General features: G+C 52.0%; 15 protein-coding genes and 1 pseudogene. 13 read left to right on the forward strand and 3 right to left on the reverse strand.

What is annotated here, in order from left to right:
• Window positions 1-55 precede the first annotated feature (55 nt).
• Entirely contained in the window at window positions 56-1,009 is a 954-nt protein-coding gene (gene trxB / locus EHSB41UT_RS19635; protein ID WP_087112562.1) for a thioredoxin-disulfide reductase, read from the forward strand.
• 77 nt (window positions 1,010-1,086) lie between these two features.
• Here the strand turns inward: trxB and EHSB41UT_RS19640 are convergent, their stop codons facing one another.
• Window positions 1,087-2,172: a glycerol dehydrogenase gene (locus tag EHSB41UT_RS19640; protein ID WP_087112563.1), complete on the reverse strand. Its 1,086-nt coding sequence runs from the start codon at window positions 2,170-2,172 to the stop codon at window positions 1,087-1,089.
• Window positions 2,173-2,550: 378 nt separating this feature from the next.
• Between EHSB41UT_RS19640 and EHSB41UT_RS19645 the strand changes: the two genes are divergently transcribed.
• The 12 genes from EHSB41UT_RS19645 (at window position 2,551) to EHSB41UT_RS19700 (ending at window position 12,838) form a co-directional block, all read left to right on the forward strand.
• Window positions 2,551-3,162 carry a BMC domain-containing protein gene (locus EHSB41UT_RS19645; protein ID WP_242667368.1) on the forward strand — a complete coding sequence of 204 codons (612 nt, stop codon included), beginning with the start codon at window positions 2,551-2,553 and terminating at the stop codon, window positions 3,160-3,162.
• A 52-nt stretch (window positions 3,163-3,214) separates the two neighbouring features.
• A complete protein-coding gene (locus tag EHSB41UT_RS19650; protein WP_087112564.1) occupies window positions 3,215-3,490 on the forward strand; it encodes a BMC domain-containing protein in 276 nt (91 codons plus the stop codon).
• A gap of 106 nt (window positions 3,491-3,596) precedes the next feature.
• Window positions 3,597-5,261 carry a propanediol/glycerol family dehydratase large subunit gene (locus EHSB41UT_RS19655; RefSeq protein ID WP_087112565.1) on the forward strand — a complete coding sequence of 555 codons (1,665 nt, stop codon included), beginning with the start codon at window positions 3,597-3,599 and terminating at the stop codon, window positions 5,259-5,261.
• A gap of 13 nt (window positions 5,262-5,274) precedes the next feature.
• Window positions 5,275-5,934 carry a propanediol/glycerol family dehydratase medium subunit gene (locus EHSB41UT_RS19660; RefSeq protein WP_087112566.1) on the forward strand — a complete coding sequence of 220 codons (660 nt, stop codon included), beginning with the start codon at window positions 5,275-5,277 and terminating at the stop codon, window positions 5,932-5,934.
• Between the two features lie 11 nt (window positions 5,935-5,945).
• Window positions 5,946-6,449 (forward strand): diol dehydratase small subunit, encoded by a 504-nt coding sequence (locus tag EHSB41UT_RS19665; protein WP_087112567.1) that lies wholly within the window; start codon window positions 5,946-5,948, stop codon window positions 6,447-6,449.
• A 10-nt stretch (window positions 6,450-6,459) separates the two neighbouring features.
• Window positions 6,460-8,292: a diol dehydratase reactivase subunit alpha gene (locus EHSB41UT_RS19670; RefSeq protein WP_087112568.1), complete on the forward strand. Its 1,833-nt coding sequence runs from the start codon at window positions 6,460-6,462 to the stop codon at window positions 8,290-8,292.
• A complete protein-coding gene (locus EHSB41UT_RS19675) occupies window positions 8,285-8,647 on the forward strand; it encodes a glycerol dehydratase reactivase beta/small subunit family protein (protein ID WP_165767348.1) in 363 nt (120 codons plus the stop codon). The genes EHSB41UT_RS19670 and EHSB41UT_RS19675 overlap by 8 nt, the downstream gene beginning before the upstream one ends.
• Window positions 8,644-9,144: a GlcG/HbpS family heme-binding protein gene (locus tag EHSB41UT_RS19680; protein ID WP_087112570.1), complete on the forward strand. Its 501-nt coding sequence runs from the start codon at window positions 8,644-8,646 to the stop codon at window positions 9,142-9,144. Before EHSB41UT_RS19675 ends, EHSB41UT_RS19680 begins: the two co-directional genes overlap by 4 nt.
• 11 nt (window positions 9,145-9,155) lie before the next feature.
• Window positions 9,156-10,601, forward strand: a complete 1,446-nt coding sequence (locus EHSB41UT_RS19685; protein WP_087112571.1) for an aldehyde dehydrogenase family protein — start codon at window positions 9,156-9,158, stop codon at window positions 10,599-10,601.
• Between the two features lie 41 nt (window positions 10,602-10,642).
• Window positions 10,643-11,437: a propanediol utilization microcompartment protein PduB gene (pduB, locus tag EHSB41UT_RS19690; protein WP_087112572.1), complete on the forward strand. Its 795-nt coding sequence runs from the start codon at window positions 10,643-10,645 to the stop codon at window positions 11,435-11,437.
• Between the two features lie 69 nt (window positions 11,438-11,506).
• Entirely contained in the window at window positions 11,507-11,782 is a 276-nt protein-coding gene (gene eutM / locus EHSB41UT_RS19695; RefSeq protein WP_087112573.1) for an ethanolamine utilization microcompartment protein EutM, read from the forward strand.
• 198 nt (window positions 11,783-11,980) lie between these two features.
• The gene (locus EHSB41UT_RS19700) at window positions 11,981-12,838 is read left to right on the forward strand and encodes a hypothetical protein (RefSeq protein WP_133060586.1); all 858 of its coding nucleotides are present in this window, start codon (window positions 11,981-11,983) and stop codon (window positions 12,836-12,838) included.
• 142 nt (window positions 12,839-12,980) lie between these two features.
• Here EHSB41UT_RS19700 and EHSB41UT_RS19705 read toward each other — a convergent pair whose 3' ends face one another.
• Window positions 12,981-13,229 (reverse strand): hypothetical protein, encoded by a 249-nt coding sequence (locus tag EHSB41UT_RS19705; protein WP_087112575.1) that lies wholly within the window; start codon window positions 13,227-13,229, stop codon window positions 12,981-12,983.
• 338 nt (window positions 13,230-13,567) lie between these two features.
• A pseudogene (locus EHSB41UT_RS25060) lies at window positions 13,568-13,666 on the reverse strand (IS30 family transposase); the annotation flags it as partial.

A 13,666-nucleotide genomic window follows, 5' to 3' on the forward strand; every position in this document is an offset into this window, starting at 1 on the left:
TCCGAAGCCCGGCTCTTGTCAGCCAAACGGGGTGACGGATGACGGGGAGTTAAGAATGAGTGAAGCGCGGCACGTTAAGCTGTTAATTCTTGGATCGGGACCGGCGGGTTACACCGCTGCTGTATATGCAGCACGTGCCAACCTGAATCCGGTGCTGATTACCGGCATGCAGATGGGCGGTCAGCTGACCACCACCACCGAAGTAGATAACTGGCCGGGTGATGTGGAAGGTCTGCAGGGACCAGACTTGATGGTGCGCATGCAGCAGCACGCCGAACGCTTTAATACCGAAATTATCTTCGACCATATTAACAAGGCCGAGCTGGAACAGCGTCCATTCCGTCTTACCGGCGACAATGGCGTGTACACTTGTGATGCGCTGATTATCTGCACCGGTGCCAGCGCCCGTTATCTGGGGCTGGAGAGTGAAGAAGCGTTTATGGGCAAAGGCGTATCGGCCTGTGCCACCTGCGATGGTTTCTTCTACCGTAACAAGCCGGTGGCTGTGATCGGTGGCGGTAATACTGCCGTTGAAGAAGCGCTCTATCTGTCCAATATCGCCTCCAGCGTGACTCTGGTTCACCGTCGCGGCACCTTCCGGGCCGAGAAGATCCTGCAGCAGAAGCTGATGGATAAGGTGGACAGCGGTCATATCAAACTGGAGCTGGATGCCACTCTGGATGAAGTGCTGGGTGATGATGCCGGTGTAACCGGTATGCGTATCAAGAGCACACTGGATGGTTCTACCAAAGATATCGCTGTGGATGGTGTGTTTGTGGCCATTGGTCATACACCAAACACCGGCCTGTTTGACGGTCAGCTGGAAATGAAAGACGGCTACCTGAAGGTACAAAGTGGTCTGGAAGGCAATGCGACCCAGACATCCATCAAGGGTGTGTTCGCCGCCGGTGATGTTATGGACCATGTTTACCGTCAGGCGATTACTTCTGCCGGTACTGGCTGTATGGCCGCGCTGGATGCCGAGAAGTATCTGGACTTTCTTGAATAAGATTTCCATGCCTTAAGCGGTACAAAAAAGCCTCTTCACTGCGAAGAGGCTTTTTGCTTTTTGGGGATTAATGGTTTTTAGCGAGCGCCCAGTTTGTCGGCAGTGATCAGTGCTGCAACCACCGCGTCCGCCGTGACCGGGAACGGCATATTGTGGATGGTTTCGCCCTCGGCGCAGGCGCCTTCCGCAACAATACGCAGTTTCTCTGGTGTAGCTTCCTTGATACCCATTTCAGCCAGCGTGGTCGGTAGACCAACAGACTGGCAGAAGTCGATCAGGGTGTTGATCTCTTTCAGTGGTGCATTTTCCAGTACCAGCTGAGTCAGGGTGCCAAAGGCGACCTTCTCACCGTGGAACAAGTGGTGACACTCGGAAAGGTGGGTGAAGCCGTTGTGAATGGCGTGCGCAGCTGCCAGACCGGAGGATTCAAAACCAATACCGCTGAGGTAAGTGTTGGCTTCAACGATGTTTTCCACGGCCTTGGTGCAGACATCACTTTCCACGGCAAGGCGCGCTTTCAAACCATCAGCCAGCAGGGTTTTGTAGCAGAGCTCTGCCAGTACAAAGGCTGCCTGGGTGGATTGACCTCCGGCCATGGTGGTATGGCCGGATGCACGGTTGGCGCGGGCTTCAAAATAAGTGGAGAGGGCATCACCCATACCGGATACCAGCAGGCGGGCCGGCGCCTGGGAAATGACTTTGGTATCCATCATCACCATATCCGGATTCTTTGGCAGCAGCAGGTATTCGCTGAACTCACCTTCCGGGGTATAGATAACAGACAGGGCGCTGGTCGGTGCATCGGAAGAGGCAATGGTCGGTACGATCACGACCGGGATCTTGGCGTAGTAGCCAACCGCCTTGGCAGTATCCAGCGTCTTGCCACCACCGAAACCGATGATGACATCAGCACCTGCAGACTGGCAGATGGCCTGAATACGCTCGATTTCCGGACGGGAGCATTCGCCGTTGAACTGCTCCAGGATCAATTCCATATTGTCCTGCAGGAAGCTTTCGCGAACAGTGCCGCCAACCAGTCCGGCAACAAAGTTGTCGGCAATGGCCAGAGGCTTCTGGCCAAGAGGTTTCACGTAACGGGAGATATTGGAAAGTACATCATAACCTTGAACATACTTTCCGGGAGCGATAATCACTTTTTCCATGTCTGCACCTTATTAATGATGTTGACGCTGACAAGAATAAAAAAGCCGGCAATTGATGAATCTTTATACAGGGGTATTGCCGGCGTGAAAAACTATCTCTGGCTGTTGTTTCTGCCCAGCCGGAAAGAATAATTCCATAGAACGGTTATGATCCTTTTGTTTTAAATCAAAAGACGATGCGAATGTTTTTAGCTTTAGTTTTAAATGTGAATGAATGATCAATGTTTTGGTGTATAGGTATTAATAACTATTAATACGCTATCTGGCGTTTGTTCTGAGATTAAATAATGAACAAGTATTCTTGGAATTAAACAAGAACAAACAAAAAATCCGCTCTTGTGATTCAAATCAACACTTGCCAATAAACAAAAACCTAGCATGCCAACCATTACAGAACAGGTGAATGGTATGACTGGGCGCAAAGCGGCTGGCTTCATTGAGGTTCTTGGTTATCTGGCAGCGGTTAAGGTTGCCGATATTTGTCTGAAGTCGGCAAATGTAGAAATTATGGCTGTCAAAACCGCCAAAGGCGGATTATGGACGACAGCACTTTCCGGGGATGTTGGGGCTGTACGGGCTGCTGTCGAAGCCGCTGTAGGAGCGCTGGCTAATGACAGATGTCTGGTTTCAAGTCATGTTATTGCCCGCCCGATAGAAGAATTACAAGTCCTGTTTGATGATGCTCCTTATCCGATTAAAAAACAGTCAGACATTAAGGCTGAAACCCCTGCCCCCATTGAAGTGATTCCTGAACCAGAAGCTGGGTTACCTGTTGTTGAAGAATTAGAAAAATTAATTGATCAGCAGGAGTTAACTGTTGCAGACGAAAAGGTTCTAACTGAAAAAGAATTATATCAGTGTCGCACAGTTGATCTTCGCCATATGGCGCGTTTGATAGAAGACTTCAGTATCGCCAGAAAGAAAATTAAGTTCGCCAAAAAAGATGATTTGGTTAAGGCGATCCTAGCAGCGAGAAAGAAACAGAATTAAATAACGTTGAGATAAACATTTAACTTGAATCGGAATCGATCCGGAGATGGTAATGTCTGTGTCTAATGCCCTGGGAATGATTGAAACCAAAGGTCTGGTTGGGGCGGTTGAAGCTGCTGATGCCATGGTCAAAGCCGCAAATGTCACGCTGATTGGCAAGCAACTGGCGGGCGGTGGTCTGGTCACTGTGCTGGTGCGTGGTGATGTCGGTGCCGTCAAGGCTGCGGTTGATGCCGGAGCGGCTGCCGCAGAGCGGGTTGGCAACGTGGTTTCTATCCACGTTATTCCACGCCCTCATGGCGAGGTCGAATTCATTCTTCCGTCCTGAATAAATTTTTAACGTCGTTTAACCGCAGGTTTACTGCCACAACTCACTGAAATGTTTCGCATAAAGGCGGAGCCGGCCTGGTCTGTCTCTGCCAGAGGGATCGCGAATGAAGTCCAAGCGCTTTGAGGTGTTGAAAGATCGTCCTGTTAACCAGGATGGCTATGTGAAGGAATGGCCGGAAGTCGGTCTGATTGCCATGAACTCCCCTCTCGATCCCAAGCCGGGCATCAAGGTGGAAAATGGCCGTGTTGTTGAACTGGATGGTAAAAAGCGGGAAGACTTTGACCTGCTGGACGCGTTTATCGCTGATAACGCTATCCGTCTCGAAAACGTAGACAAAGCCATGTCTACCCCGTCTCTGGATATCGCTCGCAAGCTGGTGGATATCCACGTCAGCCGCGATGAAATCCTCGAATACTCCCTGTCCATGACGCCGGCCAAGATTGTCGAAGTCGTTGGTCATATGAGCGTTCTGGAAATGATGATGGGCGTTAACAAGATGCGCGCCCGTAAGACACCATCCAACCAGTGTCACGTGACCAACGTGAAGGACAACCCGGTTCAGATCGCTGCCGATGCGGCCGAAGCGGCACTGCGTGGCTTCGATGAAATGGAAACCACCGTTGCCGTTGCCCGCTACGCACCTTTCAATGCGCTGTCGCTGCTGGTGGGTTCTCAGGTTGGTCGTCCGGGTATTCTGACTCAGTGTGCGGTGGAAGAAGCCGTGGAGCTGGTGCTGGGTATGCGTGGTCTGACCGCCTATGCAGAAACTGTCTCCGTATACGGCACCGAGCCGGTATTTATCGACGGTGACGATACGCCATGGTCCAAGACCTTCCTGGCTTCCGCCTATGCTTCCCGTGGTCTGAAGATGCGTTACACCTCCGGTACCGGTTCTGAGGTGCTGATGGGTTATGCCGAAGGCAAATCCATGCTGTATCTGGAAGCACGCTGCCTGATGATGACCAAGGGTGCCGGTGTTCAGGGTATCCAGAACGGTTCGGTCAGCTGCGTGGGTGTACCGGGTGCGGTGCCTGGTGGTGTTCGTGCCATTCTGGCGGAAAACCTGATCGCCATGATGCTCGACCTTGAGTGTGCGTCCAGTAACGACCAGACCTTCACTCACTCTGACCTGCGTCGTACAGCTCGCTCGCTGATGCAGATGATTCCGGGTACCGACTTTATCTGCTCCGGTTACAGCTCCACTCCGAACTACGACAACATGTTTGCCGGTTCCAACTGGGATGCGGAAGACTTCGACGACTGGAACATCATCCAACGTGACCTGCGTATCGATGGCGGCCTCAATCCTGTGAAGGAAGAGGAAGTTGTGAACACCCGTAACAAGGCCGCCAAGGTTATTCAGGGCGTGTTCAAGGCGCTGGGTCTGCCGGAAATCACCGATGCGGAAGTGGAAGCTGCGACCTATGCCCACGGCAGCAAGGATATGCCGGAGCGTGATGTGGTGGCCGATATCAAGGCCGCTGGTGAAATGATGGAGCGCGGCATCACCGGTATCGATGTGGTGAAAGCGATCAAGACCGCCGGTTTTGATGATGTTGCTCAGGCCCTGCTGAACCTGATGAAGCTGCGGGTTTCCGGTGACCATCTGCACACCTCCGCCATCCTCGACAAGGACTTCAACGTGATCAGTGCGGTGAACGATCGCAACGATTACATGGGCCCGGGTACTGGCTACCAGATCTCTGCGGAGCGCTGGTCTCAGTTGTCCGATATCGATAACGCCATGGATGCCAGCAGCATCAACTGAGGAGGGTCGGACAATGCAGATGAATCCTGAAGACGTAAGAAAAATCATCGAGTCTGTCGTCGGTAAGTATATGGCTGCCGAAGAGCAGGCCAGCCATCCCGTTGCAGCGCCTGTAGCCTCGAATGGCAAGCTGACCCTGAACGAAGCGGGAACAGCCGTGAAAGGCACCCGTACCGATGAGGTGGTGATCGGTGTGGCTGCCGCCTTTGGTGTGCATCAGACCCAGACCATTCACGGCCTGAGCCACCACGATGTGCTACGTGAGCTGATGGCGGGTATTGAGGAAGAAGGTCTGGTGGCCCGTGTCGTACGTGTCCTGCGCTCTTCCGACGTATCTATTGCCGGTAACGATGTGGCCAAGCTGAGTGGATCCGGTATCGGTATCGGTATCCAGTCCAAGGGCACCACCGTTATTCACCAGAAGGATCTGGCTCCGCTGACCAACCTGGAACTGTTCTCCCAGGCGCCACTGCTGCAGCTGGAACACTACCGGATGATCGGTAAGAACGCGGCCAAGTATGCCAAGGGTGAATCACCCAGACCGGTACCGGCCCTGAATGATCAGATGGCCCGCCCCAAGTATCAGGCGATTGCAGCACTGCTGCATATCAAAGAGACCGAGCACGTTGTACACGGCGGCTCACCCGTTGAACTCAAAGCTGTGTTTCATTGAGGAAGGACGCCATGGATCAGCAGACTCTGGAAAAATTGATTCGTGAAACCCTGATGGCGATGGGTTCGGATGGTGTGACCAGCACCCCGACCTGCGCTGAAGGCCGGACCGGTCTTGAGGCTTACCCGCTCAGCAAAAAACAGCCGGAAAAGGTGATGTCATCATCTGGTAAAAAGCTGAACGACATTACCCTGGAAGGGGTGATGTCCGGTGCTATCAAAGCCGACGACTGTCGTATCGCCCCGGAAACCCTGGAAAAGCAGGCGCAGATTGCTGAAAGCATCAATCGCCATGCCTTTGCCGGTAATCTGCGTCGGGCTGCGGAACTGATTGCCGTACCTGATGAACGCATCCTGGAAATCTACAACGCTCTGCGTCCTTACCGTTCCACCAAAGCGGAGATGATTGCCATCGCCGAAGAGCTGGAAGGCAAGTATAGCGCCGTGGTCAACGGCAAGCTGGTGCGTGAAGCCGCTGAGATGTACGAGAAGCGTGGTCGCTTGAAGCAGGCATAAGGACGAAACGATGAAGCTGATTGCAGGTGTTGATATCGGCAATGCGACCACCGAGAGTGCCATTGCCCGGATCGTAGACGGACAACCACAGATATTAGGGTGTGGCCTGTCCAAAACAACGGGCATCAAAGGTACAGCGGATAATATCCGGGGCGTGTTTGCTTCCATCAGTGAAGCACTGCGCAAGGCCGGGATGACTATGGCCGACCTGACCGATATTCGCATTAATGAAGCAGCACCTGTGATTGGTGATGTGGCGATGGAGACGATTACCGAAACCATCATCACTGAGTCCACCATGATTGGCCATAACCCTCATACGCCCGGAGGGATCGGGCTGGGGGTTGGCCAGTCTGTTTACCTGCAGGACATCTGCAGCCAGCATATTGGCCAGGATGTGATTGCCCTGGTTTCGGCTGTCTTTGATTTTGATGCTACGGCACAGCAGATTAACCGTCTGGTAAAAGACGGTGTTTTTATAAAAGGCGCGATCCTGCAAAAGGACGACGCTGTACTTGTATGTAACCGGCTGCAGACGCCGGTGCCGGTGATTGACGAAGTCCATCACTTTGATCGTATCCCGGTGAATATGCTGACGGCTGTAGAAGTCGCTCGTCAGGGGCAGGTGGTGGAAACCCTGTCCAACCCTTATGGCATAGCCACGGTGTTCAACCTGAACTCCGATGAAACCCGAATGATTGTACCCATTGCCCGGGCCCTGATTGGTAACCGTTCGGCAGTGGTGATTAAAACCCCAAGCGGTGATGTGAAGGCCCGGGTCATTCCCGCCGGCAAGCTTCAACTGCAGGGGGCGGTTAACAACCGGGAAGTGCCGGTTGACCAGGGTGCCGATGTGATTATGGATGCCCTGGAGTTTTGTCAGCCGCTGTTGGATGTGCGCGGCGAGTCCGGTACCAATGCCGGCGGTATGCTGGAAAAAGTCCGGCTGGTGATGGCACGTTTGACCGAGCTGAAGATTGAACAGATCCAGATTCAGGATCTGCTGGCGGTCGATACGTTTGTACCGCAAAAGGTGAAAGGTGGTGTGGCGGAAGAGTTCGCCATGGAAAGCGCGGTTGGTCTGGCGGCAATGGTAAAGGCCGACAAGCTGCAAATGGACAGGGTGGCTGGAGATATTCAGAAGACGCTGGATAAGCCGGTCACGGTGGGTGGTGTAGAAGCGGAGATGGCTATTCTCGGCGCGCTGACCACGCCGGGCACGGAAAAGCCGCTGGCCATTATCGATATGGGCGCAGGTTCAACTGATGCCTCACTGATTGATCGCAATGGTCTGATTGATTCCTGCCATCTGGCCGGTGCAGGGGATATGGTCACCATGCTGATCGACCGCGAGCTGGGCCTGGGTGATATCGAACTGGCGGAAGACCTTAAAAAATATCCGCTGGCCAAAGTCGAAAGCCTGTTCCATATGCGCCATGAGGATGGTTCGGTGCAGTTCTTCTCAGAGCCGCTGGAACCTCGACTGTTTGCCCGCGTTGTCATTCTTAAAGATGACAGTATGCAGCCGGTTCTGGCGGTGGATTCTGTAGAGAAGATCCGCCGGGTGCGTCGGGATGCCAAGCGCAAAGTTTTTGTGACTAATGCTTTACGTGCTCTGAAGCGGGTCTCCAAAACCGGCAATATCCGCAATATTGACCATGTGGTGCTGGTCGGTGGCTCGGCGCTGGATTTTGAAGTGCCGGAAATGGTGACGGATGCCCTGTCCCGCTATGGCATCGTAGCCGGTCGCGGCAATATTCAGGGAACCCAGGGGCCGCGCAATGCCGTGGCGACCGGTCTGGTGTTGTCAGGCTTTGTCTGTGCAGGTGCCCGCCATGGATAAGCACGAAGACAAGATCGGCATCCATCTGCACTGTCTCTCCGGTATCTCTCCGGAACTGATCCGGCCGCTGTTGTGCGGTATCGAGGAAGAAGGTATCCCGTTCTTTATCACAATCAGTGAGCAGAAGGATATCTGCGAAGCCGGGCTGGATGCCGCCAGAGCCTCTCGCCTTGGTGTCGGGCTGGGCATCAGTACTGACAGAGTGACACTTCACCATGAGAAGGTCGGCCTGCAGCCGGTTTTCTCTGAACAGTTTTTCCGCGGAGCCGGTTCTGAAGCTCTGCGTCGGATCGGGGCCAACGGTGCCCGGTTGATCAAAGGTATCCCATTTCTGTTTCCCGGGGAGTCGGTATGAACGACACAGGTCCCACTTTTACCGCTGAGCAGACCGCAGAAATTACCCGCAAGGTGGTCAGCGAGTTGCTGGTGGCTGATAAGCCAGCTATGACTCTGGACAAGGCCCGTCGTTTAGTTGAATTGGGCAAGGAAGAAGCACGCAAGGCCGGCATTGCTCTGGTGTTTGCAGTTGTTGATGGTGCCGGGCATATCGTAGTCCATGAACGTATGGATGGCTCGCTGCTGGCCGCAGTGGAAGTCGCCCGGTACAAGGCCCATACCGCACTGTCGATGGCTATGCCGACCGAGCAGGTGGGTGAGCTGGTAAAGGAAGGCGGAGACTTTTACGGCCTTGGGCACAGTTTTGAGGGGCGGCTGGTGACTTTTGGAGGCGGTCGCCCCGTTTTTGAACAGAACCAGCTGATCGGTGGTTTTGGTGTCAGTGGGGGCAGCTCGGAGCAGGATATCCGGATTGCCAGAACCTGTTTGCAGGCCTGCTTCCCGGTACAGGGTTGAGGTGGGCTGTGATGGAACAGAGAGGGCAGCAAGTGGAACAGCAGACTCTTGAGGATATTGTCCGTCAGGTATGCCGGGAACTTCAGACGATTGAAGCCCTGCCGGCAACGAGCGATGAGCCATTGGCTCAAGAACACCGGGCTGATCCGGACAATGGCATCTTTGCCACCATGGATGAGGCGATAACGGCAGCCGCTGCCGCTCAGCAGACACTGTTTAACAGCCGTCTGGAAGTCCGTAGTCGTATTATCGATGCGATTTGTGCCGAGGTTCGGCCACAGATTGAAAAGCTGGCCCATATGGGTGTGCAGGAAACCGGTATGGGCCGGGTAACTGACAAGATTCTCAAACACCAGCTGGTATTGGATAAAACCCCGGGCGTTGAAGATCTGCAGGCCTATGCCTTTACCGGTGATGACGGCCTGACGGTGCTTGAGCTTTCTCCGTATGGTGTTATTGGCGCCATCACGCCCTCCACTAACCCAACAGAAACTGTGATCTGCAATGCCATTGGCATGATTGCCGCAGGTAATGCTGTCGTCTTTGCCCCACACCCGGGAGCACGCAAGGTTTCCCTGTTCGCGGTAGAACTGATCAACCAGGCTATTCGGAAGGTTGGTGGGCCGGCACATCTGGTTGTGACTGTGGCGGAACCCTCGCACGACAACACTCGCATTATGATGGAGCACCCCCAGATCAATATGCTGGTCGCAACGGGTGGCCCGGGGTTGGTTAAGGCCGTGATGTCTTCCGGCAAGAAAGCGATCGGAGCCGGTGCCGGTAACCCGCCTGTGCTGGTGGATAAGACGGCTGATATCGAAAAGGCTGCGGCGGATATCGTTGCCGGCTGCAGCTTTGATAACAACATTCCCTGCATCGCGGAGAAGGAAGTGATCGCGGTGAACTGCATCGCCGATTACCTGATATTTGAGATGCAGAAGCAGGGTGCCTGGTTGCTCACCGAGCCTCACCATATAGAGGCGCTTGAACGTCTGGTGCTGAAAGACGGCAAGCCGGTAAGGGACTGTATTGGTCGGGATGCCGCCTGGTTGCTTGAGGCCATTGGTATTCAGGCTCCGACGTCTACCCGCATTATTTTGCTGGAAACCTCATCAGAGCATCCGTTTGTTCAGGAAGAGATGTTGATGCCGGTATTGCCACTGATTCGTGTCGAAGATGCGGATGAGGGTATTCAACTGGCCAAGAAGGTTGAACACGGCTTCCGTCATACGGCCATTGTTCATTCCTCTGATATCAATGTGCTCAGCCGTTACGCGAAAGAGCTGGAAACCACCATTCTGGTCAAGAACGGACCTTCTTTTGCCGGTCTGGGTGTCGGTGGGGAAGGGCATACCACCTTTACCATTGCCGGGCCAACAGGAGAGGGGCTGACCTCTGCCCGTTCCTTTGCCCGCAACCGTCGCTGTGTGCTCGTAGGCAGCTTTGCCATCAAATAAATATGGGTTTTTGAATCTCTATTATTCACGGAGAGAGTGTCATGCAGGAACAGATCGTCGAGAAAATGATGAGCGAGGTTATGGCTCAGCTCATGCAGAAGCAGGAAGAATCTAAAGCCGCTCCCGCTGAGCAGCCAGAAGCCAAAGCCTGTCGTATGCCTGAATTTGTAGGCACTGCGATTGGCGATACCATGGGTCTGGTCATTGCCAACGTAGACAGCGCATTGCTGGAAGCGATGAATATCGACAAGAGATACCGTTCCATCGGTATCTTCGGTGGCCGTACCGGTGCGGGCCCACAGGTCATGGCCGCTGACGATGCGGTTAAGGATACCAATACCGAGATCATCTCCATTGAACTGCCACGGGACACCAAGGGCGGTGCCGGCCATGGCAGCTTGATCATCTTCGGTGCTGATGATGTCTCCGACGCTCGTCGTGCAGTGGAAGTTGCTCTGAATAATCTCGAAGAGAAGTTTGGTGATGTTTACGGTAACCCTGCCGGTCACCTTGAGTTCCAATACACGGCTCGCGCCTCCTTTGCACTGAATAAAGCCTTTGGTGCACCAATTGGCAAGGCATTCGGTCTGATCGTAGGTGCACCTGCGGTGATCGGCGTGATGCTGGCTGACGTGGCCCTGAAGGCTGCGGATGTGGAAGTGCTGGGTTATGCCTCTCCAGCCAAGGGCACCAGCTATTCCAACGAAGTTATCCTGCAGATTTGTGGTGATTCCGGTGCGGTACGTCAGGCCATTCTGACCGCCCGTGATGTAGGTATTCCTCTGCTGGAAAGTCTGGGTGGCCCTGCGCCTTCCAGCGCAACACCTTATATCTGATAACAATCAGCGGGGAGGCCTGGTCTTCCCCGCATGCTTGTAGATGTATTTATTTAATGGGGGAAGGTTATGTCCGTTTCCAATGCCTTGGGAATGATTGAAACCAAAGGTCTGGTAGGCGCAATTGAAGCCGCAGATGCGATGGTAAAAGCCGCTAACGTAACACTGGTTGGCAAGGAGCAGATCGGCGGTGGTCTGGTGACTGTGCTGGTACGTGGCGATGTGGGTGCAGTTAAGGCGGCTACAGACGCCGGTGCAGCTGCGGCTGAGCGTGTAGGGGATCTGATCTCTGTACATGTGATTCCGCGTCCACACGATGAAGTGGAGATGGTGCTGCCTAAATAAGGAGCTTCATCCTGGATAAAACAAGGGCGCTTAACCTGATGGGTAAGCGCCCTTTTTTAATAACAGGAGTGTTAATCGCTTTAATGCATGCGAAAGATCGCTTTCGCAGTATTGTGTTGGTTTGGATAACGATTTTGTTATCAACTTTTTATGTCTTGGGAGTAAATAATTGCGTTTTAAACTTTTGAGGATTATTCGATGAACAAAGTTTTAACGCCAAACAGTACTCCCCCAAATCAGCTTTTAGATTTGACAGCGCACGAATGTCAGCCAAGTTATCCCTCAATAAAGACATGTTGCGGGTCATCCTTATTGGGAGCATTGGTAAATCGGATTTTGTTTCGGCAGGTTAGTATTGATGGACGCAAAGTGCGGTTGATGCGTCATATTCCTTTATTGGGCACCATTGGATTGTTTAAGTGGGAATCCGCGCAAAATTTATTTCCAAAGCCTACAGAATGTAACCAGCTGGCTCAAAATGACCTTATGCTACGTACTCCCCATTGTGAAGGTGCACAGCTGTATTATAATCGAGAAAGTTCACATCCTTATGGTGCTCAAGGCGGTATTCAATTTGCTGAAGGTCGTCCTGATTTGAAGGGTACTATGTTACGCCTTATCAAGGTCATGTCGGTTAGTCTGACAGCTATAGGTCTATCAACATTTTTTCTGCCTCAATCTTTCTTGCTAACTCCAATTCTGGGGGGGATGCATCTTGTTATGTGTATTGGCTGTATTAGCACATACGCAAAGCTTGAACAGCTTCCGTTTGCGACAGGTATGAAAGGTGTTTTGCTCAAGGGTATGAATACGTATTGGTTCAGACAAGAAGTTCAGCGTCTGGAGCAGAGCTGTGAATCAAATGCTGTACGTTTTGAAATGCTGAGTAATAATTGCGCCTCGGCGATATCGCGTGTTTTAAAGGAAAGTGTTCCACCTGAGTATAGGGGTAATGTTGGTGGACCATTATTTTTTTCTACGCCGATTGATACTTTGATTGTGGCTAATAATGTTAATGCAATCATGTCGGCGGTAAGAGGCGATAATTTTTCTTGATAAGGCAAGTCTATCCAAGAAAAGTCAAATGTGTTAGTTGATTATACGTATAGGGATGTAATAAAGGACACTTATCTTTGCGGGTAAGTACCCTTTGTTTACTTAGTTTGGTGGTTTTTAATGAAAGCCACTGTTGGGTTGGTTATATAAATACACCTTGTGATTGCATATCTTTTATGAATTGAATAATGACCTGTTCGATGATTTTATCGAAAGCATCCTGAGGTGATATCGGTTTGCTCTCTTCAAGTGGCTTGGATACGGTGTTTCCGGCTTGCGTATAGATGGCATGGCTATAATTTTTGTTGTAAAAAGAGCCGTTTTTACCATCCAGCGTTATGCGTATTTCATAGTAATCTGCAAGAGATGCACCGATAAGGCCGAGAGACATACCTGTAACAGCTTCTTTAGCAAAGTCCTTTAATTCATCATGGCTGTAAACTTCAATGCTTAACTCTATTTCGGGATCGTTTTTTACAATTCTGATTACGTTACTTTTGTTGATGACCTTGTTGACTACTTTTCTCAGATGTGTGTTTGGGTACCGCTGGTAGGGGTTGTTTGGATGGAATTTTACATCTATATATGTATCAAACTTTTTAGACGTTGGTAGTATTTGTGAGTAATCAACATCGGAGTAGGATGGGTCGATATAAGATTTTATTGATAAGCATCCAGAAATTTGAATGGTGAGGATAATGCCTAGTATCAGTTTTGAAGCGCGACACCCTAACAGTTAAGGAAGCAGTGGATGGGTGACTTATAGCCCAACCTCTTTCTTGGACGACGATTAAGTTCATTGGCTATGGCATCACATTCTCTTTGAGT

Origin of the sequence: Parendozoicomonas haliclonae (assembly GCF_900174585.1) — a bacterium.
Classification (GTDB): domain Bacteria; phylum Pseudomonadota; class Gammaproteobacteria; order Pseudomonadales; family Endozoicomonadaceae; genus Sansalvadorimonas; species Sansalvadorimonas haliclonae.

Excerpts from the sequence above, each read along its gene's own strand:
- trxB (WP_087112562.1), top strand. The coding sequence starts at position 56 with ATGAGTGAAGCGCGGCACGTTAAGCTGTTAATTCTTGGATCGGGACCG.
- EHSB41UT_RS19640 (WP_087112563.1), bottom strand. The coding sequence starts at position 2,172 with ATGGAAAAAGTGATTATCGCTCCCGGAAAGTATGTTCAAGGTTATGAT.
- EHSB41UT_RS19645 (WP_242667368.1), top strand. The coding sequence starts at position 2,551 with ATGCCAACCATTACAGAACAGGTGAATGGTATGACTGGGCGCAAAGCG.
- EHSB41UT_RS19650 (WP_087112564.1), top strand. The coding sequence starts at position 3,215 with ATGTCTGTGTCTAATGCCCTGGGAATGATTGAAACCAAAGGTCTGGTT.
- EHSB41UT_RS19655 (WP_087112565.1), top strand. The coding sequence starts at position 3,597 with ATGAAGTCCAAGCGCTTTGAGGTGTTGAAAGATCGTCCTGTTAACCAG.
- EHSB41UT_RS19660 (WP_087112566.1), top strand. The coding sequence starts at position 5,275 with ATGCAGATGAATCCTGAAGACGTAAGAAAAATCATCGAGTCTGTCGTC.
- EHSB41UT_RS19665 (WP_087112567.1), top strand. The coding sequence starts at position 5,946 with ATGGATCAGCAGACTCTGGAAAAATTGATTCGTGAAACCCTGATGGCG.
- EHSB41UT_RS19670 (WP_087112568.1), top strand. The coding sequence starts at position 6,460 with ATGAAGCTGATTGCAGGTGTTGATATCGGCAATGCGACCACCGAGAGT.
- EHSB41UT_RS19675 (WP_165767348.1), top strand. The coding sequence starts at position 8,285 with ATGGATAAGCACGAAGACAAGATCGGCATCCATCTGCACTGTCTCTCC.
- EHSB41UT_RS19680 (WP_087112570.1), top strand. The coding sequence starts at position 8,644 with ATGAACGACACAGGTCCCACTTTTACCGCTGAGCAGACCGCAGAAATT.
- EHSB41UT_RS19685 (WP_087112571.1), top strand. The coding sequence starts at position 9,156 with ATGGAACAGAGAGGGCAGCAAGTGGAACAGCAGACTCTTGAGGATATT.
- pduB (WP_087112572.1), top strand. The coding sequence starts at position 10,643 with ATGCAGGAACAGATCGTCGAGAAAATGATGAGCGAGGTTATGGCTCAG.
- eutM (WP_087112573.1), top strand. The coding sequence starts at position 11,507 with ATGTCCGTTTCCAATGCCTTGGGAATGATTGAAACCAAAGGTCTGGTA.
- EHSB41UT_RS19700 (WP_133060586.1), top strand. The coding sequence starts at position 11,981 with ATGAACAAAGTTTTAACGCCAAACAGTACTCCCCCAAATCAGCTTTTA.
- EHSB41UT_RS19705 (WP_087112575.1), bottom strand. The coding sequence starts at position 13,229 with ATGTCTCTCGGCCTTATCGGTGCATCTCTTGCAGATTACTATGAAATA.